General features: G+C 60.8%; 25 protein-coding genes. 8 read left to right on the forward strand and 17 right to left on the reverse strand.

From position 1 onward, the window contains the following. Positions 1 to 41 precede the first annotated feature (41 nt). The 5 genes from cckA to AC1DLT_RS17140 all read left to right on the forward strand — a co-directional run bounded on the left by cckA (position 42) and on the right by AC1DLT_RS17140 (position 8,631). Entirely contained in the window at positions 42 to 2,654 is a 2,613-nt protein-coding gene (gene cckA, locus AC1DLT_RS17120; RefSeq protein ID WP_247138765.1) for a cell cycle histidine kinase CckA, read from the forward strand. Between the two features lie 246 nt (positions 2,655 to 2,900). Beyond that, complete coding sequence (recA, locus tag AC1DLT_RS17125) at positions 2,901 to 3,989, forward strand: recombinase RecA (protein WP_038542844.1); 1,089 nt, start codon at positions 2,901 to 2,903, stop codon at positions 3,987 to 3,989. A 185-nt stretch (positions 3,990 to 4,174) separates the two neighbouring features. After that, on the forward strand, positions 4,175 to 6,835 hold the full coding sequence (gene alaS, locus AC1DLT_RS17130) for an alanine--tRNA ligase (protein ID WP_477487515.1): 2,661 nt from the start codon (positions 4,175 to 4,177) through the stop codon (positions 6,833 to 6,835). A gap of 53 nt (positions 6,836 to 6,888) precedes the next feature. Next, positions 6,889 to 7,755, forward strand: coding sequence for a tRNA 2-thiocytidine(32) synthetase TtcA (ttcA, locus tag AC1DLT_RS17135; protein ID WP_477487516.1), 867 nt, complete (start codon positions 6,889 to 6,891; stop codon positions 7,753 to 7,755). A 51-nt stretch (positions 7,756 to 7,806) separates the two neighbouring features. Then, a complete protein-coding gene (locus tag AC1DLT_RS17140) occupies positions 7,807 to 8,631 on the forward strand; it encodes an inositol monophosphatase family protein (protein WP_247137670.1) in 825 nt (274 codons plus the stop codon). 58 nt (positions 8,632 to 8,689) lie between these two features. On the opposite strand, the gene AC1DLT_RS17145 is transcribed toward AC1DLT_RS17140, so the two are convergent. From AC1DLT_RS17145 to purC, 11 genes are all read right to left on the reverse strand, one after another. Next, complete coding sequence (locus tag AC1DLT_RS17145) at positions 8,690 to 9,937, reverse strand: multidrug effflux MFS transporter (RefSeq protein WP_477487517.1); 1,248 nt, start codon at positions 9,935 to 9,937, stop codon at positions 8,690 to 8,692. A gap of 91 nt (positions 9,938 to 10,028) precedes the next feature. After that, complete coding sequence (gene grxD / locus AC1DLT_RS17150) at positions 10,029 to 10,364, reverse strand: Grx4 family monothiol glutaredoxin (RefSeq protein WP_038542857.1); 336 nt, start codon at positions 10,362 to 10,364, stop codon at positions 10,029 to 10,031. A 157-nt stretch (positions 10,365 to 10,521) separates the two neighbouring features. Next, complete coding sequence (locus AC1DLT_RS17155; RefSeq protein ID WP_007770085.1) at positions 10,522 to 10,758, reverse strand: BolA family protein; 237 nt, start codon at positions 10,756 to 10,758, stop codon at positions 10,522 to 10,524. Between the two features lie 107 nt (positions 10,759 to 10,865). After that, positions 10,866 to 11,543 (reverse strand): hypothetical protein, encoded by a 678-nt coding sequence (locus AC1DLT_RS17160; RefSeq protein ID WP_038542859.1) that lies wholly within the window; start codon positions 11,541 to 11,543, stop codon positions 10,866 to 10,868. A gap of 158 nt (positions 11,544 to 11,701) precedes the next feature. Next, positions 11,702 to 13,909: a phosphoribosylformylglycinamidine synthase subunit PurL gene (gene purL / locus AC1DLT_RS17165; protein ID WP_477487518.1), complete on the reverse strand. Its 2,208-nt coding sequence runs from the start codon at positions 13,907 to 13,909 to the stop codon at positions 11,702 to 11,704. Positions 13,910 to 14,069: 160 nt separating this feature from the next. Then, positions 14,070 to 14,624, reverse strand: coding sequence for an acyloxyacyl hydrolase (locus tag AC1DLT_RS17170; RefSeq protein WP_477487519.1), 555 nt, complete (start codon positions 14,622 to 14,624; stop codon positions 14,070 to 14,072). A gap of 221 nt (positions 14,625 to 14,845) precedes the next feature. Continuing rightward, on the reverse strand, positions 14,846 to 15,244 hold the full coding sequence (locus AC1DLT_RS17175; protein ID WP_477487520.1) for a hypothetical protein: 399 nt from the start codon (positions 15,242 to 15,244) through the stop codon (positions 14,846 to 14,848). Between the two features lie 57 nt (positions 15,245 to 15,301). After that, on the reverse strand, positions 15,302 to 15,982 hold the full coding sequence (purQ, locus tag AC1DLT_RS17180; RefSeq protein ID WP_477487521.1) for a phosphoribosylformylglycinamidine synthase subunit PurQ: 681 nt from the start codon (positions 15,980 to 15,982) through the stop codon (positions 15,302 to 15,304). Continuing rightward, positions 15,979 to 16,236 (reverse strand): hypothetical protein, encoded by a 258-nt coding sequence (locus AC1DLT_RS17185; protein WP_247037942.1) that lies wholly within the window; start codon positions 16,234 to 16,236, stop codon positions 15,979 to 15,981. The genes purQ and AC1DLT_RS17185 overlap by 4 nt, the downstream gene beginning before the upstream one ends. 17 nt (positions 16,237 to 16,253) lie before the next feature. After that, entirely contained in the window at positions 16,254 to 16,496 is a 243-nt protein-coding gene (gene purS, locus AC1DLT_RS17190) for a phosphoribosylformylglycinamidine synthase subunit PurS (RefSeq protein WP_477487522.1), read from the reverse strand. A gap of 14 nt (positions 16,497 to 16,510) precedes the next feature. Then, positions 16,511 to 17,275: a phosphoribosylaminoimidazolesuccinocarboxamide synthase gene (gene purC / locus AC1DLT_RS17195; RefSeq protein WP_477487523.1), complete on the reverse strand. Its 765-nt coding sequence runs from the start codon at positions 17,273 to 17,275 to the stop codon at positions 16,511 to 16,513. A gap of 237 nt (positions 17,276 to 17,512) precedes the next feature. Between purC and AC1DLT_RS17200 the strand changes: the two genes are divergently transcribed. Together AC1DLT_RS17200 and AC1DLT_RS17205 are read left to right on the forward strand one after the other, a co-directional pair. After that, positions 17,513 to 17,905 carry a hypothetical protein gene (locus AC1DLT_RS17200; protein WP_477487524.1) on the forward strand — a complete coding sequence of 131 codons (393 nt, stop codon included), beginning with the start codon at positions 17,513 to 17,515 and terminating at the stop codon, positions 17,903 to 17,905. Between the two features lie 23 nt (positions 17,906 to 17,928). Beyond that, positions 17,929 to 18,243 carry a DUF1476 domain-containing protein gene (locus AC1DLT_RS17205; protein WP_477487525.1) on the forward strand — a complete coding sequence of 105 codons (315 nt, stop codon included), beginning with the start codon at positions 17,929 to 17,931 and terminating at the stop codon, positions 18,241 to 18,243. Between the two features lie 73 nt (positions 18,244 to 18,316). Here the strand turns inward: AC1DLT_RS17205 and AC1DLT_RS17210 are convergent, their stop codons facing one another. The 6 genes from AC1DLT_RS17210 to AC1DLT_RS17235 form a co-directional block, all read right to left on the reverse strand. Then, complete coding sequence (locus AC1DLT_RS17210; protein WP_477487526.1) at positions 18,317 to 20,908, reverse strand: sensor domain-containing protein; 2,592 nt, start codon at positions 20,906 to 20,908, stop codon at positions 18,317 to 18,319. 124 nt (positions 20,909 to 21,032) lie between these two features. Then, positions 21,033 to 21,587 (reverse strand): RBBP9/YdeN family alpha/beta hydrolase, encoded by a 555-nt coding sequence (locus AC1DLT_RS17215; RefSeq protein WP_038542882.1) that lies wholly within the window; start codon positions 21,585 to 21,587, stop codon positions 21,033 to 21,035. Positions 21,588 to 21,618: 31 nt separating this feature from the next. Next, complete coding sequence (gene purB / locus AC1DLT_RS17220) at positions 21,619 to 22,926, reverse strand: adenylosuccinate lyase (protein WP_477487527.1); 1,308 nt, start codon at positions 22,924 to 22,926, stop codon at positions 21,619 to 21,621. An 86-nt stretch (positions 22,927 to 23,012) separates the two neighbouring features. Next, the gene (locus AC1DLT_RS17225; RefSeq protein ID WP_477487528.1) at positions 23,013 to 23,750 is read right to left on the reverse strand and encodes a DUF2259 domain-containing protein; all 738 of its coding nucleotides are present in this window, start codon (positions 23,748 to 23,750) and stop codon (positions 23,013 to 23,015) included. After that, positions 23,747 to 24,436 carry a ribulose-phosphate 3-epimerase gene (rpe, locus tag AC1DLT_RS17230; RefSeq protein ID WP_038542892.1) on the reverse strand — a complete coding sequence of 230 codons (690 nt, stop codon included), beginning with the start codon at positions 24,434 to 24,436 and terminating at the stop codon, positions 23,747 to 23,749. The genes AC1DLT_RS17225 and rpe overlap by 4 nt, the downstream gene beginning before the upstream one ends. Before the next feature lie 60 nt (positions 24,437 to 24,496). Next, positions 24,497 to 25,570: a branched-chain amino acid ABC transporter substrate-binding protein gene (locus AC1DLT_RS17235; protein WP_477487529.1), complete on the reverse strand. Its 1,074-nt coding sequence runs from the start codon at positions 25,568 to 25,570 to the stop codon at positions 24,497 to 24,499. A gap of 174 nt (positions 25,571 to 25,744) precedes the next feature. On the opposite strand from AC1DLT_RS17235, the gene AC1DLT_RS17240 reads away from it, so the two are divergent. Next, on the forward strand, positions 25,745 to 26,245 hold the full coding sequence (locus tag AC1DLT_RS17240; protein WP_477487530.1) for a flavin reductase: 501 nt from the start codon (positions 25,745 to 25,747) through the stop codon (positions 26,243 to 26,245). The last annotated feature ends 8 nt before the right edge of the window (positions 26,246 to 26,253 follow it).

Raw genomic sequence — 26,253 nt, forward strand, 5'->3', positions numbered from 1 at the left:
AATGTTCATGGCCGCTGCGCCGGTCGAAATGCGAGGAATTGATGACGAAGTTGCAGCAGAGCGGCAACTACGATGCGCCCCTGGTGGAAAAAGGGACGCGTGGCGGCACCATCGTCCGAATCGTTCTTCTGGCGCTCGTTCTCTGTGGCGTGGCTGCCGGCTTCGTGATGTTCCAGCATGCGCTCGACAACGAGCTGGTGCTCGGCCTGCTCGGCATTCTCGCCATGGTCGGCATCTTCTTCCTGGTGTCGTCGATCATCGGCCTCGTCGAGGTCATGCCGCAGTCGCGTTCCGACGAATTGGCCCGCGGTTTCCTCGCCAACCATCCCGACGGCATTCTGATCACCGATGCCAAGGGCCGCATTCTTTACGCCAATGCCGCCTATGGCCGGATGACCGGTGCGACCAAGGCGAGCAACGTTCAGTCGCTCGAAGCGCTTCTGTCCAAGACCCGCGAATCGACTGAGGCGCTCTACCGGCTGACGACGGCTCTGCGCGAGGGCCGGGAAGGCCATGAGGAGTTCCGGCTTCTCCAGCCGATCGGACGGACGACCGGCAATGGTTCCGGTGCCCACTGGTACCGTCTCAAGGCACGGCTGCTGACGCCCGCCGACAGCCGCAAGGGCCAGCTCGACATCTGGCAGATCACCGACATCACCTCGGAGCGCGACGACCAGGAACGGTTCTTCCGCGAGCTGCAGAACGCTATCGACTATCTCGACCACGCGCCCGCCGGTTTCTTCTCCGCCGGCAAGAAGGGTGAGATCTTCTATCTGAACGCCACGCTTGCCGAATGGCTCGGCATCGACCTGACCAAGTTCGTGCCGCGCTCGGTAACGATTGCTGATCTGGTGGCGGGCGAGGGCATGGCGCTGATCCAATCGGTGCAGGCCGCGCCCGGTCTGAAGCGCACCGAGACGCTCGATCTCGATCTGCGCCGCGCCAACGGCCAGAGCCTGCCCGTGCGGCTGGTGCACAATGTCAGCGCCACCCGCGACGGCGCACCGGGCGAAAGCCGCACCATCGTGCTGGCGCGGCCGAAGGGCGGCGAGGGCGACCAGTCCGCCTCCGCGATGCGCTTCACGCGCTTCTTCAACAACACGCCGATGGCGATCGCCTCCGTCGATGGCGAAGGCAGGATCCTGCGCATCAATGCGCCGTTCCTCAAACTGTTTGCCGGCGTCGTTTCCCGCGACGACGTGGATGCCGGTATCGAACTCGACCGCATCGTGCACGACAATTCCCGCCAGCATCTGATGCAGGCGATCGCTGCTGCCAAGGACGGGCAGGGCGATATCGCCCCGATTGATTCGCGCCATCCCGGTGACGAGAACCGCTATGTGCGCTTCTATGTGAACGCCGTGATCGACGAGAGCGACGAGGCGCCGGAAGAAGCCGCGATCGTCTATGCCGTCGAGACGACCGAGCAGAAGGCGCTCGAAACCCAGATGGCCCAGACCCAGAAGCTCAATGCGGTCGGCACGCTGGCGGGCGGCATCGCCCACGACTTCAACAACGTCCTGACCGCGATCCTTCTGTCCTCCGATCATCTCCTGTTGCAGGCGCGCCCCTCGGATGCGAGCTTTGCCGACCTGATGGAGATCAAGCGCAACGCCAACCGCGCCGCCGTGCTGGTGCGCCAGCTGCTCGCCTTCTCTCGCAAGCAGACCATGCGGCCGGCGGTGCTGAACCTTACCGACGTCGTCGGCGACCTGCGCATGCTGGTCGACCGGCTGATTTCCGGCACCAATGTGAAGCTCGAAGTGGATTACGGCCGCGATCTCTGGCCGGTGCGCACCGACCTGTCGCAATTCGAGCAGGTGCTGATCAACCTCTGCGTCAACGCGCGCGACGCCATGCCCCAGGGCGGCACGATCCTGATCAAGACCCGCAATGTATCCGCCGAGGATGCGGGCGGTTTCAACCAGGCGGATCTCCCGGCCGAAGACTTCGTGATGGTCGAAGTTTCCGACACTGGCACGGGCATTTCGCCCGAAATCATGGACAAGATCTTCGAACCGTTTTTCACCACCAAGGAAGTCGGCAAGGGGACCGGCCTCGGCCTCTCGATGGTCTATGGCATCGTCAAACAGTCCGGCGGCTATATCTATCCCGAATCGGAAGTCGGACGCGGCACGAGTTTCCGCATGTTCCTCCCACGCCACATTCCCGAAACGCCCGTCGTCGTCCAGGACGCTACCGCAACCGGTACGCAGGCGCCGCCGGCAGCTCTCGCGCCTGTCGTGTCGACGCCTGCATCCGACGACCTCGACCTCACCGGAAAGTCGGCAGTTGTCCTGCTCGTGGAGGATGAGGAGGCCGTTCGCCGAGGCGGCAAGCGCATGCTGGAAACCCGTGGCTACACCGTGCACGAAGCGGGTTCCGGCACTGAGGCGCTCGACATCATGGAAGAGCTCCAGGGCCAGGTGGATATCGTCGTCTCCGACGTCGTCATGCCTGAAATGGACGGGCCGACGCTTTTGACGGAACTGCGCAAGACCTATCCGGACATGAAGTTCATCTTCGTTTCCGGTTATGCGGAGGATGCGTTTGCCCGCAACCTGCCCGCCGACGCGAAATTCGGCTTCCTGCCGAAGCCCTTCTCGCTGAAGCAGCTTGCCGTGGCGGTCCGGGAAATGCTCGATTCGGAGTGAGAATCGGATCGTCCCTCATAAATTTCAAACGCCGCGATTCCCTCGTCAAATTGCGGCGCAGCCTTGATTTCAAACGGGAATTTTCCAAACCCACGGTGGGCGTGAACATCATGAGAACGAAATCGAAATACCTATTTTGACTCAATCTCTTGGGCGACCCTTGCCAGATGAGAACAAAATAGGTACATCACCTTTATCGGCTGCTTCATTGCGTGCGCGGCGGCAATAACCTAAAGGTGGGACCAGATGGCACAGAATAGTTTGCGGCTCGTAGAGGATAAAGGCGTGGACAAGAGTAAGGCGCTGGAAGCGGCATTGTCGCAGATCGAACGATCCTTCGGTAAGGGATCGATCATGAAGCTCGGTGCAAACGAGAGCATTGTCGAGATCGAGACGGTTTCCACCGGCTCTCTCAGCCTCGATATCGCGCTCGGCATTGGCGGCCTGCCGAAGGGCCGCATCGTTGAAATCTACGGTCCGGAAAGCTCCGGCAAGACGACGCTTGCGTTGCAGACGATTGCCGAAGCCCAGAAGAAGGGCGGCATCTGCGCCTTCGTCGACGCCGAACATGCGCTCGACCCGGTCTATGCCCGCAAGCTTGGCGTCGATCTGCAGAACCTTCTGATCTCGCAGCCGGATACCGGCGAGCAGGCGCTCGAAATCACCGACACGCTGGTCCGCTCCGGTGCCGTCGATGTCCTCGTTATCGACTCGGTTGCGGCTCTGACGCCACGTGCCGAAATCGAGGGCGAGATGGGCGACAGCCTGCCGGGCCTTCAGGCACGCCTGATGAGCCAGGCGCTGCGCAAGCTCACCGCTTCGATCTCCAAGTCGAATACGATGGTGATCTTCATCAACCAGATCCGCATGAAGATCGGCGTGATGTTCGGTTCCCCCGAAACCACCACCGGCGGCAACGCCTTGAAATTCTACGCCTCGGTTCGCCTCGACATCCGCCGCATCGGCCAGGTCAAGGAGCGCGAGGAAGTGGTCGGCAACCAGACCCGCGTGAAAGTCGTCAAGAACAAGATGGCGCCTCCCTTCAAGCAGGTCGAATTCGACATCATGTATGGCGAAGGCGTTTCCAAGACCGGCGAACTCGTCGATCTCGGCGTCAAGGCCGGCATCGTCGAGAAGTCCGGTGCCTGGTTCTCCTATAACAGCCAGCGCCTCGGCCAGGGCCGTGAGAACGCCAAGACGTTCCTGCGCGACAATCCTGAACTTGCCCGGGAAATCGAGACGTCGCTCCGCCAGAATGCCGGCCTTATTGCCGACCGCTTCCTGCAGAACGGCGGTCCCGACGCTGACGACGGCGACGCGGCCGCGGATATGTAAAGCGGTTCCGCCGCACGCGGAGATTTCTCCGGCGGATTATTTTGAACCGGCCGCGCATGGAAAGATGCGCGGCCGGTTTCTCGTTCCGTGAGGCGGCGGGGCGGCTGGACAGTTGGGGGTGTGGGCGATACAAGCCTCTGGTTTTCGAATAATAGGACCGCATCCGGCGGTAAAAAGGGCGTAGCATGAGCGGCGTGAATGAAATCCGGTCGACCTTCCTCGACTATTTCCGAAAGAACGGACACGAGGTCGTGTCCTCCAGTCCGCTGGTGCCGCGCAATGATCCGACGCTGATGTTCACCAATGCCGGCATGGTTCAGTTCAAGAACGTGTTTACCGGCCTTGAGAAACGCCCCTATTCGACTGCGGCGACCGCCCAGAAATGCGTTCGTGCCGGCGGCAAGCATAACGACCTCGACAATGTCGGTTACACCGCTCGTCACCACACCTTTTTCGAAATGCTCGGCAACTTCTCCTTCGGCGACTATTTCAAGGAACGCGCCATCGAGCTTGCCTGGAACCTGATCACCAAGGAATTCGGCCTCGACGCCAAGCGTCTCCTGGTGACCATCTACCACACCGATGACGAAGCTTTCGACCTCTGGAAGAAGATCGCCGGTCTTTCGGACGACAAGATCATCCGCATTCCGACCAGCGACAATTTCTGGGCGATGGGCGATACCGGTCCCTGCGGCCCGTGCTCGGAAATCTTCTATGACCACGGCGATCATATCTGGGGCGGCCCTCCCGGTTCGCCGGAGGAGGATGGCGACCGGTTCATCGAGATCTGGAACCTCGTCTTCATGCAGTACGAGCAGGTGACGAAGGAAGAACGGATCGACCTGCCGCGCCCGTCGATCGACACCGGCATGGGCCTGGAGCGTGTTGCAGCCGTCCTGCAGGGCCGGCACGACAATTACGACATCGACCTGTTCCGGGCGCTGATCTCTGCCTCGGAAGAGGCGACCGGTGTCAAGGCGGAAGGCGAACATCGCGGCAGCCACCGCGTCATCGCCGACCATTTGCGGTCCTCCGCATTCTTGATCGCGGACGGCGTACTGCCCTCGAACGAAGGCCGCGGTTACGTGCTCCGCCGCATCATGCGCCGCGCCATGCGCCACGCGCAGTTGCTGGGTGCCCGCGATCCGCTGCTCTGGAAGCTGCTGCCGGCGCTCATCCAGCAGATGGGCCGCGCCTATCCGGAACTGGTCCGTGCCGAATCGCTGATTTCCGAAACGCTGAAGCTCGAGGAAAACCGTTTTCGCAAGACACTGGAGCGCGGCCTTTCGCTGCTGTCGGATGCGACGAACACGCTTCACAAGGGCGACATGCTCGATGGCGAGACCGCCTTCAAGCTCTACGACACCTACGGTTTTCCGCTCGACCTGACGCAGGACGCTTTGCGCGCCCGCGAAATCGGCGTCGATATTTCCGGTTTCACCGATGCCATGCAGCGCCAGAAGGCGGAAGCCCGCTCGCATTGGACCGGTTCCGGCGACAAGGCGACGGAAACGATCTGGTTCGAGCTCAAGGAAAAGCACGGCGCCACCGAATTCCTCGGATATGACACGGAAACCGCTGAAGGGGTGGTGCAGGCGATCGTCCGCGACGGCAAGGCTGTCGACAGCGCGTCCGCCGGCGACCAGATCCAGATCGTCGTCAACCAGACGCCGTTCTATGGCGAATCCGGTGGCCAGATGGGCGATACCGGCGTGATTGCGACGGACAATGCCAAGCTGAATGTCTCGGATACCCAGAAGAAGGGCGAGGGCGTGTTCGTCCACATCGCGACCGTGACTGAGGGCACGTTGAAGGTTGGTGATGCCGCAGCTCTGACAGTCGATCATGACCGTCGCTCGCGCCTGCGCTCCAACCATTCGGCCACCCATCTGCTGCATGAGGCGCTTCGCGAAGTGCTCGGCACGCATGTGGCTCAGAAGGGTTCGCTGGTTGCGCCCGAGCGCCTGCGTTTCGACGTTTCGCATCCGAAACCGATGTCGGCCGAGGAATTGCAGAAGGTCGAGGACATGGCGAATGCCATCATCCTCCAGAACGCGCCGGTCACGACCCGGTTGATGAGCGTCGATGATGCGATCGCGGAAGGTGCCATGGCGCTGTTCGGCGAAAAATACGGCGACGAGGTTCGCGTCGTTGCGATGGGCAAGGCAATCGAAGGGCCGAAGGCCGGCAAGGCATATTCGATCGAGCTCTGCGGCGGCACCCACGTCAATGCGACCGGCGATATCGGCCTTGTCCGTGTTCTCGGTGAAAGCGCCGTCGGCGCCGGCGTTCGCCGCGTCGAGGCGGTGACGGGCAAGGCTGCGCGTCTCTATCTTGCCGAGCAGGATGAGCGGGTGAAGACGCTCGCAGGTGCCTTGAAGGTGCAGCCGGCGGAATTGGTTTCGCGCGTCGAGGCGCTGATCGACGAGCGCCGCAAGCTCGAGAAGGAACTGGCGGATGCCAAGCGCCGGCTTGCGATGGGCGGCGGGCAGGGTGGTTCGGCCGGCGATTTCAGGGAGATCGGCGGCATCAGGTTCATGGGCAAGGCGCTGAATGGCATCGATGCCAAGGACCTGAAGGGCCTGGCGGATGAAGGCAAGGCGAGCCTCGGCTCCGGCGTCGTCACGCTGATCGGCGTTTCGGAAGACGGCAAGGCCAGCGCCGTGGTCGCGGTCACGCCGGATCTGGTCGAGCGCTTCAGCGCCGTGGATCTGGTCCGGGTCGCGTCCGTGGCGCTTGGCGGCAAGGGCGGCGGCGGCCGTCCCGACATGGCCCAGGCCGGCGGACCGGATGGCGCCAAGGCCAATGAGGCGCTCGACGCGGTGGCAGCCGCTCTCGGCGCCTGACGGCAAACACCGGAAGCGGGCATTGCCCGCTTTTCGGTTTCAAAGGAAAACCAATGGGCGTGACGGCCAAGATCGATGATGAGCTGGATGAGGTCGAAAATGGCCTCGTCCCCACGCTTTTCCGGGATGCGCCGAATTCCGTCTCGTTCAACAAGCTGCGCAAGCGCGTGCTCCGGCAGGTGCGCCAGGCCTTCGACGATTTCGGCATGCTGAATGGCCAGAAGCGTTGGCTGATCGGTCTTTCCGGCGGCAAGGATTCCTATTCGCTGCTCGCCGTGCTGCTCGATCTGCAATGGCGCGGCCTGCTGCCGGTCGAGCTGATTGCCTGCAATCTCGACCAGGGCCAACCGAACTTCCCCAAACACGTTCTGCCGGAATATCTTGCCTCGATCGGCGTAAAACACCGCATCGAATATCGCGATACCTATTCGATCGTGAAGGAAAAGGTGCCGGAAGGCGCCACCTACTGCTCGCTCTGTTCCAGGCTGCGGCGCGGCAATCTTTATCGCATCGCCCGCGAAGAGGGCTGCGACGCCTTGGTGCTCGGCCACCACCGCGAAGATATCCTCGAAACCTTCTTCATGAACTTCTTCCATGGCGGCAGGCTCGCGGGTATGCCGGCAAAGCTCTTGAACGATGAGGGTGACATGATGGTGCTGAGGCCGCTTGCCTATTGCGCCGAGGACGATCTGGCCAAATTCGCCGCCGCCATGCAGTTCCCGATCATCCCTTGCGATCTCTGCGGCTCGCAGGATGGCCTGCAGCGCAATGCGATGAAGGCGATGCTTGCCGATATCGAGGCCCGCATGCCGGGCCGCAAGGACACAATGTTGCGCGCGCTCGCCCATGTGAACCCGTCGCACCTGCTCGATCCGAAACTCTTCGATTTTTCCGGCCTGCAAGCCGCTCAAAATCTCTGAATTCCTCCCGAACCCAGCCTTCGCGCACCAATCCTCCAAGAGACCGTTGTCATGACCCTTCCGCTCGACATCACGAAGCTTGCCGATCTTCTGCGCCTTGCCGCCAAGGCCGAAATCCTGCCGCGTTTCCGGCGGCTGCGCAGCGGCGACGTCCGCTCCAAGAGCGAGCCGTCCGACCTGGTGACCGAGGCCGACGAGGCCGCCGAGCGGATGATCCGCCGAGAACTCGAAGCTTTCGCGCCCGGCGCGCTCTTCGTCGGTGAGGAATCGGTGGCGGCCGATCCGTCGCTGCTCGCCAAGCTCGCGGATGCGGAATTCGCCGTGGTCGTCGATCCGGTCGACGGTACGTTCAACTTCGCCTCGGGCATTCCGGCCTTCGGCGTCATGGCCTCCGTCGTCTGGAAAGGCGAGACGGTGGCCGGTATCATCTACGATCCGATGGGCGACGACTGGGTCATGGCGGAAAGGGGCGCCGGCGCGTTCCTGCGGCGGCCGGACGGCGAGGCGATCCGGCTTTCGGTCGCCGACGCCCGGCCGATCGATGCCATGATCGGCATGGCGTCACCTGGATATTTCTTCGGCGGCGAGCGAGAGCGGATCCTCGGCAATCTCGCCAAGGTCCGGTTCTTCGCCAACTATCGCTGCTCGGCCCATGAATACCGCACATTCGCCGGCGGGCATGTGCAGTTCGTGCTCTACAACAAGCTGATGCCCTGGGACCATTTGGCCGGCACTCTGATCGGAACGGAGGCGGGCGGTTATGTCGCGCGCTTCGATGGCTCTCCTTACATGCCCCACCATGTCGACGGAGGCCTGCTGCTCGCCACCGACAAGGAAAGCTGGCAGATGCTGCGCAACGAGATCATCGGCCACTGAAATAGGCGCTAACAAGAAAAGGCCGGATTGCTCCGGCCTTTTTATTGGGCGAAGTGCCTTAGATCTTCGGATTGTGCGGCTGGAAAAGTTTTCCCTTTTCGCCGATCAGCACGAAGATCAGCCCGATGATCGAGACGGTGAAGAAACCTGCGACCAGCGGCAGCGCCGTACCGTTGAAGGACTGGCCGATCGCGACGCCGATCAGCGCGCCGCCGACTGTGCTCATGAAGCCGAGCACGGCGGACGCCGTCCCGGCGACATGGCCAAGCGGCTCCATGGCGAGCGAATTGAAGTTCGAGCCGATCCAGCCGAACTGGAACATCGAGAGCCCGAAAAACGCGATGAAGATCACGAGCGGCATGGGCTGAGGCCCGAAGATCTGCACGAGCATCCAGACGAATGTGATGCTGATGAAGCCAAGCAGCGAGCCGTGCGAAAGGCGCCGCATGCCGAAACGCCCGACAAACCTGGCGTTCAGGAAGGATGCCGCCGACATGAACACCGCCACACAGGCGAAGACCAGCGGGAACCAGACGCCGACGTCGTAGATCCCGACATAAATTTGTTGGGCCGAGTTGATGAAGCCGAACATGGCGCCGAAAATGAATGTGCTGGCAATCGTGTAACAGAGGGCAAGGCGGTTGGTCAGAACGATTTGGAAGGCGTGCAGGATCGACGAAATGGTGAAGGGACGCACATCGGCCGGATCAAGCGTTTCCGGAAGGCGCGAATACATCCAGAAGCCGATACAGAGCGAGGCGACCGCCATGAACACGAAAATCAGGTGCCAGTTGCCGAACAGCATGATCACCTGGCCCGTGGCCGGCGCGATGACCGGCACGACCATGAAGACCATCATGATCAGCGACATGACTTCCGCCATGGCGCGACCGCCGTATACGTCGCGCACGATCGAGATGGAAATCACCCGCGTTGCGGCCGCTCCTGCGCCCTGGATGAAGCGAAGGGCCAACAGCGCTCCGAATGATGGCGCGATGACGGCGCCGACCGCGCAGACGAAATAGAGGCCGAGGCCGAAGAGCATCGGATTTCTGCGACCGAAACGGTCGGAGATCGATCCATAGATGATCTGCGCGGCGCCGAGGCCGAAGAGATAGGCTGAAACCACATATTGGCGGTGGTTTTCGTTGACGACGCCAAGCGATGCGCCGATCTCCTGCAATCCGGGAAGCATGATGTCGATGGCAAGCGAATTAATGGCCATCAGCATCGCCATCACCGCGATGAACTCGACCCGACCCATGCCGCGCAGGCGGGCCGGGGCAGTTTGTGAAGGATTTGTCACAGCAGTTTCCTAAACAACGTGAAAGGCGCCGTTGGGAGCGGCGCCTTGAAAAATATCGTTTAAAATATCCCGGACAGCAGTCCGGAAAATCTCAGGCAGCGCCGCGAACGCCGATGCCCTGTTCCTGCAGATGAGTCTGCAATTCGCCCGATTGGAACATCTCACGGACGATATCGCAACCGCCGACGAACTCGCCCTTAACGTAAAGCTGCGGAATGGTCGGCCAGTTGGAATAGTCCTTGATGCCCTGGCGGATCTCCGCATCGGCGAGCACGTTGACGCCCTTATAGTCCAGGCCGAGATAGTCGAGGATCTGCACGACCTGACCGGAGAAACCACATTGCGGGAACTGCGGGGTGCCCTTCATGAAGAGAACGACGTCGTTGGTCTTCACTTCGTTGGCGATAAAATCGGTAATTCCGCTCATGTCCTATCCTTTCACATGCGGTTTCAAGGGCCGCTGCGCTGCGTGATCTGCCTTAAATAGCAATCCAGCATCGGGAATTCCAGCGGAATAGTCCGTCGGAATGTGCTTATTGTTTCGCGTAGCCCCGGCTTCGAACCTTAGCCCGGACTGACATCCCTCACTCCGCCGGAGCGGAGGTCTGTAACGCCAGCGCATGCAGCACGCCGCCCATATTGCCCTTCAGAGCCTCGTAGACCATCTGGTGCTGCTGCACCCGGCTTTTTCCCCGGAAAGCTTCCGCCACCACTTCCGCGGCATAGTGGTCGCCGTCGCCGGCAAGATCCCGGATGGTGACCTTGGCACCGGGAATGCCGGCCTTGATCAGGTCTTCGATTTCACCGGGTCTCATAGCCATGATGTCATCCCTTTTCTCTCCGCGGGACTCAAAACCGCAGAACCTTTTGTCAGGATACACTGCCTCAAAGCTGCTCTGCGGTCAAAGCTGGATCGAAGGGCTCCGCCTCAATGGTGTAATAATACGTGTTTCACCTTGTGGAGGCTGGCTTTGGCTCGGGTTCTGAGCGGCGGAAGATGCTGGGCCCGGGAGAATCGAAAAAGCCAGATGGAACTCAGGGTCAGGATCATGAAGCCGTAGGACTCGAAGCTTTCCTCCATCACGACGATATCGAAATGTTCGGCCAGCTGGCTGATGCCGAGAACGGCGGCAATCAGGGCCAGCGGCCAGGAAAGGCGTGGATGAATGGCCCGGAGAATGCCTCCTCTATGGCGATATTCGAACACGATCGTCGCAATCAGCAGGATGAGAGCGGCCGCGCCGATAATAATCGGCAGCCAGGTCTTCGACACACAATAAATTGTCATACTTCCACGGCATATTGGCATCTCGCGCATGAAGAACACGATGGAAATGCAGGCCGTCGTGATTGCGACGAAGCGAGCCAATATCCGCGTACCCAAGGCCGCCATGACGGCAAAAAAGGCGGTGACGGCAAGCGAAGCGGACTGAATGTCTTCGATGGGGCCGTCTTCATCGAAGATGTCGTGGGTGGTCATTCCCATCTTCGAAAAAATCATCCAGGCCAGAACGTTCAGGCAAAGGGTGATGATTAGTGCATCGAGCCAGATGCGCTTGTAGTGCCAGGTCGGGCCCGATGACCTCAACCAGGTCAAAATCGGCATAAGCATTTTTTGCGCTTACTTTCCTAATTCAGAAAGCCGCAACGCTTACCGGGACAGCCCGAGTCCATCAATCCCCCGCGCTTCAAATTTGTTCACCTGTGCAAACAAACCGCGACCTGGAAATCGCGGGCTTGGGTATCGGAACGGGCTGGACTGGATCAGGCCATGAAGGCTGGGAACCAGCTTTCGTGGGCGTCCGTAAGCTGCGGGACCACAATGTCGATGAGGTCGTCGACGATCAGGCTTGCACCTCCGACGATACCGAGCGGGCGGAACGGTACGCCGGCGCTCTCGGCGCTGGCCTGCACGAAATTGGCAAGATCGGCAGGCACCGCGATCACATAGCGGGCCTGGTCTTCGCCGAACAGCAGCGCATGCGCCGGGCCGCGCTGTTCCTTGAGGCCGACCTTCATACCCTTGGCCGATGCCATCGCCATTTCCGCAAGCGCGATCACCAGGCCGCCCGAGGAAATGTCGTGGCAGGCCGTCACCTGGCCGTTGCGGATAAGCGAACGGACGAAATCGCCGTTGCGGCGCTCGGCCTTCAGATCGACTTCCGGCGGCGGGCCGTCATTGGTGTCGAGAATGTCGCGCAGGTAGACCGAAGAACCGAGATGGGTGCCGTCGGTTCCGATCATGATCAGCTTGTCGCCGTCGTTGGCAGAACCGATCTTCGCCATCTTCTGCCAGTCGGGCAGCAGGCCGACGCCTGCAATCGTCGGGGTCGGCAGGATCGCGACGCCGTTGGTCTCGTTGTAGAGCGAGACGTTGCCGGAAACGATCGGGAAATCCAGCGCCCTGCAGGCCTCGCCGATGCCCTTGATGGCGCCGACGAGCTGGCCCATGATTTCAGGTTTTTCCGGATTGCCGAAATTGAGGTTGTCGGTGGCCGCGAGCGGCTCAGCGCCGGTGGCGACGATATTGCGCCAGCATTCGGCCACCGCCTGTTTGCCGCCCTCGAACGGATCGGCCTCGACATAACGCGGAGTGACGTCGGAGGAGAAGGCGAGCGCCTTGGTCGGGTGGTTCTCGACGCGCACGACGCCGGCATCGCCGCCCGGCCGCTGCAGCGAGTTGCCCTGGATCAGCGTATCATACTGTTCCCAGACCCAGCGGCGGCTGGACTGGTTGGCCGAGCCGACGAGTTTCAGCAGCGCCTGGTTATAATCCGCAGGTGCCGCGACCTGCGAGGCGGGCAGGGGTGCACGAACATTCGACTGGACCCACGGCCGATCGTATTCCGGAGCCTGGTCGCCAAGATCCTTGATCGGCAGGTTGGCGACTTCCTCGCCCTGATGCAGGACACGGAAGCGCAGGTCGTCGGTGGTCTTGCCGACAATCGCGAAATCCAGGCCCCATTTGACGAAGATCGCCTTGGCCTGGTCTTCCTTTTCCGGCTGCAGCACCATGAGCATGCGCTCCTGGCTTTCCGACAGCATCATTTCGTAGGCCGTCATCCGGTCTTCGCGCACCGGCACCTTGTCGAGATCGAGTTCGATGCCGAGATCGCCCTTGGCGCCCATTTCGACCGCCGAGCAGGTGAGGCCGGCGGCACCCATGTCCTGGATCGCGATGACAGCGCCGGTCGCCATCAGTTCAAGGCAGGCTTCCAGCAGGCATTTTTCGGTGAAGGGATCGCCGACCTGGACGGTCGGGCGTTTCTCCTCGATCGATTCGTCGAACTCGGCCGATGCCATCGTGGCTCCGCCGACACCGTCGCGGCCGGTCTTGGCGCCGAGATAAACGACCGGCAGACCGACGCCCTTGGCCTCCGACAAGAAGATGGCGTTGGATTTGGCAAGCCCGGCCGCAAACGCGTTGACCAGGATATTGCCGTTGTAGCGCGGATCGAACTCAACCTCGCCGCCGACAGTCGGCACGCCGAAGGAGTTGCCGTAACCGCCGACGCCGGCAACGACGCCAGACACGAGATGTTTGGTTTTCGGATGATCGGGCGCCCCGAAGCGCAGGGCGTTCAGTGCCGCGATCGGGCGGGCGCCCATGGTGAAGACGTCGCGAAGAATGCCGCCGACGCCCGTCGCCGCGCCCTGATAAGGCTCAATATAGGACGGGTGGTTGTGGCTCTCCATCTTGAAGACCACGCAATCGCCATCGTCGATATCGACCACACCGGCGTTTTCGCCAGGACCCTGGATGACCCGCGGTCCCTTGGTCGGCAGCGTGCGCAGCCATTTCTTGGAGGATTTATAGGAGCAGTGCTCGTTCCACATGGCGGAGAAGATGCCGAGTTCCGTGAACGTCGGTTCGCGTCCGATCAGATCGAGAATCCGCTGATATTCGTCGGGCTTGAGGCCATGCGAGGCGACGAGTTCGGGAGTGATCGCGATACTGTTCGGAATGGTCATGATCTTCTCTGGATTGAAGGGCCAAGCTCTTGGCGCTCTTTAGCCTAAGTCGCAAAGCGGCGCGACAGGAAAATACGGCTGTGCAGCGTTACGGCGTAGGAGCCGGAAAACAAAAAGCGCCGGAAAACCGGCGCCTCAGTTGGAAAATACGCGATCTGGATCAGAACTTGTAGCCGACCGCGATGCCTGCATAGGAAAGACCGGCATTGTAGTCGCAGAGGTTGGCATTCGATGAGTGCTCGACGGTCGCCAGCACACGCCAGTTGTTGGTGATGTTGTAACCGAGGCCGAGCGACTCGTGGAAGAGCGCATGGCAGCCGACCTTCGGACCGTCATTCGGCTTGTCGAGATTGCCGTTGTTGAAGGCGCCGCCGAAGCCGAGATCGACGAAGATGCGGTCGGTGATCGGTGCAGTCCAGGTGAAGCCCGCAAATACCTGGCTTGCTTCGCCTGCCGTCGACACGATCGCGCCGACATGGACGCGCGGACGCAGCATGTGGTCCATGAAGCTTGCGGCATGACGCTGGTCGAAGGGGTCAAAGAAGACGGTGGCGGACGGGAAGGCGCCCTTCTCAAAAGTGCTCGCGCTCTGGATCGAACCGGAGACGCCGATCCGCACTTCGTCGAACAGACGTTCCTGGGCAAATGCCGAGGAGGATATGCCCGAAGCCAGAATGATTGCTCCGATTGCAGATGCGAAAAATGCCTTGTTCATTCCACCGCCCTCATAAGCGCCGCCATACCGGCGGCCGGTGCGATCCACACTCGGTGCACTCGCCCACTCTTCAAGATCGAAGTGGTACAATGGCAGTTTGACGCCGTCCAGCACCGTTCACACTGTGTTATCACTTGTGGCCAAAAAATGTGACGATTTGGACAAGCCGGTGCAGGCGTGCAACAGATTACATATTAATGCGTAAATACAGATGGTTAATATCAGCAGCCCGTCGCGCCGCCGGCCCAGCGCAGGACGTCGCGCTTGATCCTCTCCCCATCGGGACCATTGATCATCGGGCCGAAAGCGTCGAGGCGGGCCGGGTTGCCTTCCGCCTGGACGACCAGCATCGGACGCGACTCAGGGCTGTTGCGCGGCACGGCGAGAATGCGCGGCCGGCCGGAGAAGGAATTGAGTTCCGGTGCCAGGCGGTAGGGCTTGAAAGCCGCGTCGCCCGACTTGAACCAGCAGCTATTGGCGGCCAGCGCCACGCGTTCCATGGTCGGAAGCGCGGCGCGGTTGGCCGTCACTGCCGCGGGACGTCCCGACTGACAGGCGGACAGCGCCACCCCAAGGATCACCAGAGACGAGATGGCGGGCAGGCGATGGGAGAACGGCATCAAAACGTCCTGACGTGGTTTCGGTCGTTCTAGGATCGATCCGGATAAGATGAAGGTTCAGGCGGTCGCGGCGATGACATCGAGCGCCGAGGCGAAAATCCCGCGCCCGTCATTGCCGCCATGGGCGGCTTCGATCAGGTTTTCCGGGTGCGGCATCATGCCGAGCACGTTGCCGCGGCTGTTCATGACGCCGGCGATGTCGTTCAGCGAGCCGTTCGGGTTGGTGCCCTCGGCATAACGAAAGACGATTTCGCCACGATCTTCCATGCCCGATAACGTTTCCGCATCGACGAAATAGTTGCCGTCGTGATGGGCGACCGGGCAACGCAGCACCTGGCCCTTTTCGTAGGCTCGGGTGAAATCCGTGTCGGCATTGACCACTTCGAGCTTCACTTCCTTGCAGACGAATTTCAGCGAGGAATTGCGCATCAGCGCGCCGGGCAGCATGCCAGCTTCGACCAGGATCTGGAACCCATTGCAGACGCCGAGCACCTTGACGCCCTTGTCCACCTTGTCCTTGATCGCCTGCATCACCGGCATGCGGGCCGCGATCGCGCCGCAGCGCAGATAATCGCCGTAGGAAAAGCCGCCCGGGATGACGATGAGATCGACATCATCCGGGATGTCGGTCTCCGTCTGCCAGATGGTTATCGGCGCCTTGCCGGAAATCTTGGTGAGGGCAGCGATCATGTCGCGATCGCGATTGAGACCGGGAAGCTGAACGACGGCGGATTTCATGGGTGCGGTTCAAACCTTGCCTGGGCCTCGGCGAGCTCGCGCAGTTCGAGGCGGTTTTCGATACGGTCGAGACGCTGGCTGTGCCTCTCCAAAGTCATGTAGATGTTATGAATATCCTGATGCATGGAGACCATGGTACCACGCATCGCATTCATTTCGGCCTTAAGCTCGCGCTGGTCGACTTTCAGATCAGCAATATCGGCGTGCACGCGCTTCAGCAGCTCATACATCAGTTCATTCGTGATCTCGGCCATCACACGCTCCGCAACCTTCAGTCGAGGGCGATAGTATAGTTCTCGATCACAGTGTTTGCCAGCAGCTTGTCGCACATGGCTTTGAGGTCCGCTTCGGCCTTTGCCTTGTCGGCGCCCTCCAGCTCCAGGTCGAAGACCTTGCCTTGGCGCACATGTCCGACGCCGGAAAAACCCAGACTGCCGAGCGCGCCTTCGATGGCCTTGCCCTGCGGATCGAGAACGCCGTTCTTGAGCGTGATCGTCACGCGTGCCTTGATCACTGATCTACCCCCAGTTACTTGACGAGGACCGGTCCGGTGCCGCGGACGGGTTCGTTCTCATTGATGATGCCGAGACGGCGCGCCACTTCCGAGTAGGCTTCAACCAGACCGCCAAGGTCCTGCCGAAAACGGTCCTTGTCCATCTTTTCCTTGGTCTCGATGTCCCAAAGACGGCAGCTGTCCGGCGAAATCTCATCAGCGAGAATGATGCGCATCATGTCGCCTTCGAACAGGCGGCCGCATTCGATCTTGAAATCGACGAGCTGGATGCCGACGCCGAGGAAAAGGCCGGAAAGGAAGTCGTTGACGCGGATGGCAAGCGCCATGATGTCGTCGAGCTCGGCAGGGTTCGCCCAGCCGAAAGCGGTGATGTGCTCTTCGGAAACCATCGGATCGGCGAGCGCGTCGGACTTGTAGTAGAACTCGATGATCGAACGCGGCAGGACCATGCCTTCCTCGATGCCGAGGCGGGTCGAGAGCGAGCCGGCGGCGACGTTGCGGACCACGATCTCGAGCGGAATCATCTCCACTTCCTTGATCAGCTGTTCGCGCATGTTCAGCCGGCGGATGAAATGCGTTGGGATGCCGATCTTGTTCAGATGGGTGAAGAGGTATTCCGAAATGCGGTTGTTGAGGACGCCCTTGCCGTCGATGACGTCGTGCTTCTTCTTGTTGAAGGCGGTGGCGTCGTCCTTGAAGAACTGGATCAGCGTGCCGGGCTCAGGGCCTTCATAAAGGATCTTGGCCTTGCCTTCGTAGATACGGCGGCGACGGTTCATGATTTTTATCTCGTTGTTGGCGCCCTGCCGGACGCAATGGATGATGTTTGAGCGGTCCCTTATCGGAAAAGAACGGGTTTCACAATGCGGGCCTCCAAAACCTTTGTGGGCGAGGGGTTGGCGAAGCGTAACCAAGAATCGTTGACCTCCAGACTACACAGGTTTTCAAAGGTTTTGCTCTAGCAATTAGGATGTCCGGATCCCACGAGCAGCAATAAACAGGGAAAACAGGGGATCATGATGTGCATCTTCGTCGTGATGGCGCCAAGGGCGTTTGGGGCAAATTTGCCTATGACCGCAGCTCGCGGTTTCGCGCGAAATCTCGTCGCCGGGGTCAAGGGGCCTCGGCTTGCATTGCCGACACAGGCGGCCGGGTTCGGATCAGGTTTTTCCGCCTCGACGGCAAAGCTCTGTAAGAACATAGCCATCCAATTGCGTCATGATTTCGACGCCTCCGGTGTCGTCGTTTCCGGTGACGAGCTATGGACCTGGATGCACAACCTGCCGAAGCTTTCCTGTGATGTAATTGCCATTCGTCAATTCCGTATCGGGATTCCGCGTCCGCCAGTGTCGGAATCGGCAAACCGCCGATTGCGCTTCGCTCCTCTTTTGATTAAGGGGGTCCCATAAAAGTTCACTTTGGGAGACCCGAGATGAGTGGCCTCAGCGATCGCGAAAAAGCCTTTGAAAACAAGTTTGCCCTGGATCTTGAATTGAAGTTCAAGGCGCTTGCCCGTCGCAACAAGCTCGCTGGTCTCTGGGCGGCCGGCCTGCTCGGCAAGACAGATGCCGACGCTTACGCAAAGGAAGTCGTCGTTGCCGACTTCGAGGAAGCGGGTGACGAGGACGTCTTCCGCAAGCTGCGTGGTGATCTCGATGCCGCAGGCGTTTCCATCTCGGACCAGGATATCCGCTCCAAGATGCTGGAGCTTCTGGCTCAGGCGGTCGATCAGATCGAGAACCAGTAAGCTTCATTTCACCAGACTGATAAGAAGCTGCGTCCGGTCGGCGCGGCTTTCTCTTCCCGTGGATAAAACGGGGTCAGTTGTCCGTGGGATGTCGCTTGCGGCCGTCGGGCTGTATGCTTTCGCTGGTGCGCCAGCGGCCCGAATGTATGAAATCCGGAATACTGCTGCGCGGCATCGGCCTTGCGAGCGCATAACCTTGGAGGACGTCGCAGCCGAGATCGCGCAGGATACGAATCTGTTCCGTGGTCTCTACGCCTTCCGCGACAACCTCGATATTCAGCGATTTGCCGATCTCGATGATGGATCCGACCATCTTGCGTTGCTTTTGCGACTGCGAGACGAGACGGACGAGCTCGCGATCGATCTTCAGCGCACGCGGATTGAGCCGGAGCAGGCTGATGATCGAGGCATGGCCGGTGCCGAAGTCGTCGATCTCGATATCGATGCCGAGCTTCTTGATCCGGGCCAGGTTCTTCAGGATATCGTCGTCGCAATCGTCAAGGAAGATCGATTCCAGGAGTTCGAAAGATACCGTGCCGGGCTCGATCTTCAGCTTCTTGAGCTTGCGTGACAGCGAGGCGTCGTGCAGACGCCGGTATGAAACGTTGACCGAGAGTTTTGGGATCGAGAGGCCATTGCTGCGCCAATCGCGGAAATCGGCAAGCGCCTTATCGAGTATGGTTCCGTCGATGACCGAGACGACGTCAAGTTCCTCGGCCATATCGAGGAACTTGTCGGGAGACAGCATGCCTCGCTCCGGGTGCATCCACCGCGCCAGCGTTTCCACGCCGGAAATCTCCAGCGTCGCTGCATCGAACTGCAGCTGATAATACGGAATGAACTCGTCACGCTCGAGAGCAAGAAGGATTTCGTCTGAAATCCGCTTCGTGCTGATGATCTCGTTCTGGGTATCGGCCGAGAAGAATTCATGCCGGTTGCGGCCGCGATTCTTGGCCCGGTAGAGCGCGATATCGGCGTTCAGAAGGAGTTGGCGCGCATCGACCTCCACTCCCGTATGACAGGCGATGCCGATGCTGGCGCCAAAACGGCAGTCGTGCCCCTCATAGGACACCGGCTTGCGCAATTCCTTGATGATCCGGTCGGCCAGATGCGAGAGCTTGCGTGGCGAACCTTCGAATTTCGACAGGATGACGAATTCGTCGCCGCCGATACGGGCGACGAAATCGCCCTTGCGGATCGTGCCTTTGAGGACTTTCGCCGCATGCTTCAGCATCATGTCGCCGGCGCTGTGACCGAGTGTGTCGTTGATCTGCTTGAAGCGGTCGAGATCGATATGGAGGATTGCGATGCCGTGTCTGTCGCGGGCGCATTCAGCCGCCACGCGGTCCAGCATCTCGTCGAGGTAACGCCGGTTCGGAAGGTCGGTCAGGTAGTCGTGCATCGCATTGTGCTCGATGCTGCTGCGGGCGGCTTCGAGTTCGCGATTGCGCGCCTCGGCAAGGGTCTTTGCCCGTTCGAGTTCGCGGTGGAGCGCCACGTCGGCCGTCACGTCCCAGTTGGCCCCGACCATTTTCTGGTGACCATTTCCATCGACGAAAGACATGGTGCGGGTGCGCACCACGCGTTCGGACCCGTCCCGCAGTATCACGCGGTATTCGTCCGAAAAGCGTTTGCCCTCCTCGATATTGGCAAGCACGTTTGCCTGTACGCGTCCGGCGTCATCCGGGTGCAGGAAGCTCTCCCAGAGCCCGCCGATCTTCACTTCCTCGCTTTTTGCCAGCCCATAGATACGGAACATCCGCTCATCCCACTCGACCTCGCCGGTGGAGAAATCGGATTCGTAGACCCCGATGCCGGATATTTCGAGGGCCATGTCGAGCCGTCGTGACATCTGTGCGGTTGTCTCCTCCGCGGCCTTGCGGGCGGTGATATCCGTGTCCGTGCCGACGACGCGGGTCGCCTTGCCGTTCGCGTCCCATTCGACGCACGCACCCCGGCATTCGATCCAGATCCAATGCCCTTGCTTGTGGCGTTCGCGATAATCGAAGACGGCATAGGCCGGATCGCCGGCATTCTGCCGCTCGATGGCATGAATGACATGGTCGTGGTCGTCCGGATGCACGAGCTCCAGCCATTCCTTCGTGCTGGCGGCCAGTGGATCCTCCGGCGACATTCCGCGAATCTGCCGCCACACCGGCGAGTAATATTTCTGGCCGGTCGCATAATTGTGATCCCAGACCCCCGAGACGGAGCTGACAAGCGCGTTGTCCCAACGGCTTTCACGTTCGATAAGCTCTTCGACCTGCCGTCTCTGATCGGTGATGTCGGTCAGGTGGACCGCAGAGAGGATCTGACCTTTTAGGTTTTTGCCGAGCGGCGCGAAGGTGGCTACCACCCATCGCTGCGAACCGTTCGGATCCGGGACGCGCAGTTCCAGGCGTTTCGCGGGAGAATCGAGAGACAGGCCCCGGATCGTCCGGTGGAAACTGTCCTGGTCACCCGGATGCAGGATGGCTGACAAAGCCGCCGGCTGACGGCCGTCGCCCATCCATTCGCGTCTGAATGTGCCATTCGTAAACAACAGCGTAGCGGCGTGGTCGACGATGGCAATCGGAAACGGTGCTGCCTGGAACACCGTCTCAAGAACGCCGATCTCGTCTCCTAGGCCGGAGTCCAATAGGCGCGAGAGAACATTTGACGGCATCGGCACAGCCTGGCGCTACAAAACGAGCGGGCACCTTAGCAAGTGTCAATTAAGTCCGGCTTAAAAATGCTGTTCGAATTGACACACCCTGAAATTATGGGGCGCCGCCCATTGCACCATGTTTTTATGGCTTCAGGCGGCTGAGGAACTGGGCAAAAACCATTGTGCCTTCGGGCCAGGGGCCGTGGCCGGAATCCTGGTTGATATGGCCAGCTTCTCCGGCATCGACGAGCATCGAACCCCAGGCGGACGCGATGTCGTCCGCGTGTTCATAGGAGCCGAACGGATCGTTGCGGCTCGCGATCGTCAGCGACGGGAAGGGGAGCGGATCGCGCGGGTAGGGCCCGAAGGTCTGCAGGTGCCTGGGCCGGATGGACGGATTGTCCACTTCCGGCGGGGCCACGAAAAAGGCGCCGGCCACCGGTTTCGTGAACAGCGGAATGGCGTGAATGACGGTCGGGATGCCGAGCGAATGGGCTATGATGACGACGGGCCGCGTCGCGCAGTTCACCTCTTCGGCGACCCGTGCAATCCAGTCCTCGCGCACCGGCTTTGACCATTGGTCCTGCTCGACCCGGCGGGCCGTCGTCAGCTTCTGCTCCCAACGGGTCTGCCAGTGATGTGGCCCGGAATTGGTGTAGCCGGGGACGATCAATATATCTGCTTCGGATGCCTTCATGGCGCCTATCTGTGTTCGCCGAGGGTCAAGATCAAGCCTCGCCGAAAACCCGGCGGAAGATCGTGTCCACATGCTTGGTGTGATAGCCGAGGTCGAATTTCTCGCGCAGGTCCGCTTCAGACAGTGCGGCGCGGACCTCCTGGTCCGCCAGCAGCTCCTCGAGAAAATCCTTGCCTTCTTCCCAGACCCGCATCGCGTTGCGCTGTACGAGACGATAGGCGTCTTCGCGAGAGACGCCGGCTTGCGTAAGGGCAAGCAGCACCCGCTGCGAGTGAACAAGCCCGCGGAACTTGTTCATATTCTTCATCATGTTCTCAGGGTAGACGAGCAGCTTGTCGATCACGCTGGTCATGCGCGCTAGGGCGAAATCGAGCGTCACCGTCGCGTCCGGGCCGATCATGCGCTCGACCGAAGAGTGCGAAATGTCACGCTCGTGCCAGAGCGCCACATTCTCCATCGCCGGCAAGGCATAGGAGCGTACCATGCGGGCAAGGCCCGTCAGGTTTTCGGTCAGCACCGGATTGCGCTTGTGCGGCATCGCCGACGAGCCTTTCTGGCCCGGCGAGAAAAACTCTTCCGCTTCGAGCACTTCGGTGCGCTGCAGGTGGCGGACTTCGATCGACAGCCGTTCGATCGATGAGGCGATGACGCCTAATATCGCGAAATACATGGCGTGACGGTCGCGCGGAATGACCTGGGTCGAGACCGGTTCCGGCTTCAGGCCCATGGCGGCGGCGACATGTTCCTCGACGCGCGGATCGATATTGGCAAAGGTGCCGACGGCGCCGGAAATCGCACAGGTGGCGATCTCGTCGCGGGCTTCGAGCAGACGCGTCTTGTTGCGGTCGAATTCCGCATAGGCCTGGGCGAGCTTGACCCCGAACGTCGTCGGCTCCGCGTGGATGCCGTGGCTGCGGCCGATCGTGACCGTGTCCTTGTGCTCGAAGGCGCGACGCTTCAGCGCTTCGAGCAACTTGTCGATATCGGCAAGCAGCAGGTCCGTGGCGCGCACCAGCTGTACGCTGAAGCAGGTGTCGAGCACGTCGGAAGACGTCATCCCCTGGTGGATGAAGCGGCTATCCGGACCGACGAATTCGGCAAGATGGGTCAGGAAGGCGATGACGTCATGCTTGGTGACGGCCTCGATCTCGTCGATGCGCGCGACATCGAATGTGGCGCTGCCACCCTTTTCCCAGATCGTCTCCGCTGCCGATTTCGGGATCACCCCGATCGCCGCAAGCGCATCGCAGCCATGTGCCTCGATCTCGAACCAGATGCGGAACTTGGTTTCGGGCGACCAGATGGCCACCATTTCGGGCCGCGAGTAACGGGAGATCATGGGTTTGTCGTTTCCTTCACGAGTGTCGGCTGCGCTGTAGCAAGAAGCGCGGCGAAGCTCAAGTTTTTGAGGCCGATCAAACGAGATCAGGGCGCAGTCTTGACCGGAACGGCGATCCAGCGTCCGTTCTGGCCCTCGAAACCGGCGCTGAGGACCATGACCAACGCGACTTCGACCGGAGCACCTTCGAGCGATGAGCCGGTGACGACGCCGGCGAGCCGGTACCCGGTGACGCAGCCGCGTGAGGCGGGAATGCGCTGGTCTTCGTGGACCATGTCGTCGACCGGTTTTCCGTTCCGTTCGGTAAAGCGCAGGCGCAGCGAGACCGTCTTTTCGACTATGCCCTCGCATTGCGGATCGAGAGGCTGAGGGACCTCCTCGAGAACAAGCGTATTGGCTTCTCCGACAGGAGGCAGGGCCGGCACGCTGCGATAGCGGAGCTGATGCGGGTCGGCGCCGATCTCGGTGATCGGATTGAAGGCGACGAGTTCACCCGGATGATTGGCGAGCTCATGAGTTTCGACCATCACATCTGCGTCATTGTGGACCTGCCAGCGGGCCTTGGCGATCGTCGCCCCGTCTTCTTCCAGCCGGACCCGGAACGGCGTACCCGGCAGATAGGTATCCTTATTGAGGTCGAGCGCGAAGATATTGGCATAGGGAAAACCGGATCCGTCCTGGATGCCGTATTCCTCGAAGGCGAAAACGGCGCCGTCGGAAGAAAAGCCGATCGGGCGTACGCTTGCGATATCGGCAGCCGATGTGGAACCGGCGAACATTATCGCCGCAAATGCCGGAACCGAAGATCGCAAGCCTGACATCATCTGCGTCCGTCCTCCGCCGCGGCTTTCAGCCGCGCGATATTCTCACGATAGGCCGCGATTCCATCGCCTTTGTAAACCGCAGATCCTGCAACAAAGACATTGGCGCCCGCAGCGGTTGCTGCGCCGATCGTCTCGGCGGTAATGCCGCCGTCGACTTCGAGCTCGATCGGCCGGCCGCCGATCATTGTCCTGGCATCGCGAATCTTGTCGACCATCGCGGGGATGAACTTCTGGCCCCCGAAGCCGGGATTGACGCTCATGATCAGGATCAGGTCGATGTCGTCGAGAACGTTCTCGATCGCTGAGAGCGGTGTTGCCGGGTTGAGCGTGACGCCGACCTTCTTGCCGAGCGAGCGGATCGTCTGAAGCGAGCGGTGCAGGTGTGGCCCCGCTTCGACATGTACGGTGATGCCGTCGCATCCGGCCTTGGCAAAGGCTTCGAGGTAAGGATCGGCGGGTGAGATCATCAGGTGGCAATCGAAGAAGGCGGTCGTATACGGCCTCAGCGACTTGATCACATCGGGTCCGAACGAGATGTTCGGCACGAAATGCCCGTCCATCACGTCGAGATGGACCCATTCGGCTCCCGCTTCGACGGCGTCGCGAACTTCCTGGCCGAGCTTCGAAAAATCGGCAGCGAGAATGGACGGGGCGATGCGGATCGGCAGGGGCGCGGCCAGGGTCATGGGTCGAAAATCTCCGGTTGTCGGCTGTCCCTCTAACATCGCGATGTCACGGGAACAACGTCACTCGGTCGCCGGACGCGACAGGGTGAACGTCGATCCACGCCATTCGAGCAGGCGGAACGGATTGTCCTTCAGTTCATGGCCGCGATCGAAGGCAATCGGGCCGATCACGGTATTGAAGGAACGGCTGCCGATCGTTTGAGCCAGAGGCTGGCCTGCCGCCGCAGTCGCCGCCTGGTGAACCAGTTCGGTCGCGGCATAAGCGGGCAACATGTAGCCGGTCGCATCGATATTTTTTGCGCGCAGGGCCGCGACGGCTGCCGCCGCGGAGGGCAGGGCGGCATAATCGGGAAGGGCAACGGCTAAAACGCCGTCGCGCAGCGGCACCGGACGGTTGGCTGCACGCAAGTTATCGCCGCCAAGCAGTGTGAGCGGAATGTTCTCGGAAGCGCCGTCGCGGGCAATGATCGCCATGTCGTTGCGGTCGCCGCCGACGAACACATGGCTTGCCCCCGCCTTGGCGAGACGGCGCACCAGCGCCACCTGCTGCTCCTGGCCCGGCCGGAAGGTGTCGGTGAAGATCGGCATGATGCCCATCGGTTCGAGACGCTGGCGGATGGCGCTCGCAAGCTCGCGGCCGTAGATCGTGCCGTCCTCGACCAGCGCGATCGGCTCCGCCTTCCAGATGCCGAGAATGGTTTCCGACAGTTTCTCCGCCTCGTCGCCTTCGGCCGGCGCCATGCGGAAGAAAGGCCAGCCATTGCGCAGCGTGTCTTCCATCAGGATCTTCGAGCGGACAGAGATGGTAATTGCCGGGATCTGGGCTGCCTTCAGCAGCGGCAGCGCGGTGGAAAGCGTTTCGACGCAGAGAAAGCCGATTGCGGCAGACACTTTCGCGTCGATGAGGTTTCTGGCAGCGGCAGCGCCGCCGTTCTCGTCACAGCTTTCATCGATCTCGACAACGGTGTCGCCGGCCGCTTCCGCTGCTGCGCGGGCGCCTTGGAAGACCTGGGTGCCGAGCGGTGCGTATGGACCGGAGCGTGGCGCCACGACGCCGATCATCGCCGCCGATGCCGATCCGCATCCGAGAAATGAAGCCAGCAGTCCGGCGATGATGAAACGTCGTGCTGTCATGTTTTCCCTGGGATTCTTCTTTGAAGTGACATTTAGCCTTCTGGTCGCAGCCGTCAAAGAGAATCGGCTTTTGCAAGCAAAAAGCCGCAAGTCCGGTGGACATCAAGAGTTTTTGCCACCATATCTCGAAGAGTAATGCAGGACTGACGGCAGTCCCTGGATGCCTTTCAAGAGATGCCTTTGACGGACCAGCCTCTCCTCGATCCCGTCCACTACCGAAACGGCATGGCGCGGTATGCTGGCCACGTCCAAGTTGTGACGACGGAATTCGAAGGCGTCAGGCGCGGCGTGACGGTGACGGCAGCGTGTTCGGTCTCGGACAATCCGCCGACCGTGCTCGTCTGCCTGAACGGCAGCAATGTCAACAATGCCGTTTTCGAAGAGAGCGGCATCTTTGCTTTGAATTCGCTGGCGGCGCATCATCAGGCGCTGGCGACGGCATTTGCGGGCTTGAGCGGCGTTCCGGCGGACGAGCGGTTCGCGCTCGGAGATTGGAAGACACTGGTGACCGGCGCCCCGGTTCTTGCCGATGCCGTCGTCAGCTTCGATTGCCGTTTGACCGACATCAAGCGGGTTTCGACCCATTTTGTCATGTTCGGCGAAGTGAGGGCCATGCATTTCGGCGAGGCGAACCCCTCGCTCATCTATCTGGATCGCGGCTTTCGCACATTATAGGATGCCGT

Source organism: Neorhizobium sp. 05N33 (assembly GCF_056397445.1).

Bases quoted from the DNA above. Each gene is read 5' to 3' on its own strand.
- purL (WP_477487518.1), bottom strand. From the start codon at position 13,909: ATGACCATTCCGAACAGTATCGCGATCACTCCCGAACTCGTCGCCTCG.
- AC1DLT_RS17175 (WP_477487520.1), bottom strand. From the start codon at position 15,244: ATGCCGTTCTCCCATCGCCTGCCCGCCATCTCGTCTCTGGTGATCCTT.
- AC1DLT_RS17225 (WP_477487528.1), bottom strand. From the start codon at position 23,750: ATGATGTCAGGCTTGCGATCTTCGGTTCCGGCATTTGCGGCGATAATG.
- AC1DLT_RS17155 (WP_007770085.1), bottom strand. From the start codon at position 10,758: ATGGCTATGAGACCCGGTGAAATCGAAGACCTGATCAAGGCCGGCATT.
- purB (WP_477487527.1), bottom strand. From the start codon at position 22,926: ATGATCTCCCGTTACTCGCGGCCCGAAATGGTGGCCATCTGGTCGCCC.
- AC1DLT_RS17240 (WP_477487530.1), top strand. From the start codon at position 25,745: ATGCCTTTGACGGACCAGCCTCTCCTCGATCCCGTCCACTACCGAAAC.
- AC1DLT_RS17205 (WP_477487525.1), top strand. From the start codon at position 17,929: ATGAGTGGCCTCAGCGATCGCGAAAAAGCCTTTGAAAACAAGTTTGCC.
- purC (WP_477487523.1), bottom strand. From the start codon at position 17,275: ATGAACCGTCGCCGCCGTATCTACGAAGGCAAGGCCAAGATCCTTTAT.
- AC1DLT_RS17185 (WP_247037942.1), bottom strand. From the start codon at position 16,236: ATGGCCGAGATCACGAATGAACTGATGTATGAGCTGCTGAAGCGCGTG.
- AC1DLT_RS17160 (WP_038542859.1), bottom strand. From the start codon at position 11,543: ATGCCGATTTTGACCTGGTTGAGGTCATCGGGCCCGACCTGGCACTAC.
- AC1DLT_RS17200 (WP_477487524.1), top strand. From the start codon at position 17,513: ATGATGTGCATCTTCGTCGTGATGGCGCCAAGGGCGTTTGGGGCAAAT.
- alaS (WP_477487515.1), top strand. From the start codon at position 4,175: ATGAGCGGCGTGAATGAAATCCGGTCGACCTTCCTCGACTATTTCCGA.
- purQ (WP_477487521.1), bottom strand. From the start codon at position 15,982: ATGAAATCCGCCGTCGTTCAGCTTCCCGGTCTCAATCGCGATCGCGAC.
- rpe (WP_038542892.1), bottom strand. From the start codon at position 24,436: ATGACCCTGGCCGCGCCCCTGCCGATCCGCATCGCCCCGTCCATTCTC.
- ttcA (WP_477487516.1), top strand. From the start codon at position 6,889: ATGGGCGTGACGGCCAAGATCGATGATGAGCTGGATGAGGTCGAAAAT.
- AC1DLT_RS17235 (WP_477487529.1), bottom strand. From the start codon at position 25,570: ATGACAGCACGACGTTTCATCATCGCCGGACTGCTGGCTTCATTTCTC.
- AC1DLT_RS17210 (WP_477487526.1), bottom strand. From the start codon at position 20,908: ATGCCGTCAAATGTTCTCTCGCGCCTATTGGACTCCGGCCTAGGAGAC.
- cckA (WP_247138765.1), top strand. From the start codon at position 42: ATGACGAAGTTGCAGCAGAGCGGCAACTACGATGCGCCCCTGGTGGAA.
- AC1DLT_RS17140 (WP_247137670.1), top strand. From the start codon at position 7,807: ATGACCCTTCCGCTCGACATCACGAAGCTTGCCGATCTTCTGCGCCTT.
- AC1DLT_RS17215 (WP_038542882.1), bottom strand. From the start codon at position 21,587: ATGAAGGCATCCGAAGCAGATATATTGATCGTCCCCGGCTACACCAAT.
- grxD (WP_038542857.1), bottom strand. From the start codon at position 10,364: ATGAGCGGAATTACCGATTTTATCGCCAACGAAGTGAAGACCAACGAC.
- AC1DLT_RS17170 (WP_477487519.1), bottom strand. From the start codon at position 14,624: ATGAACAAGGCATTTTTCGCATCTGCAATCGGAGCAATCATTCTGGCT.
- recA (WP_038542844.1), top strand. From the start codon at position 2,901: ATGGCACAGAATAGTTTGCGGCTCGTAGAGGATAAAGGCGTGGACAAG.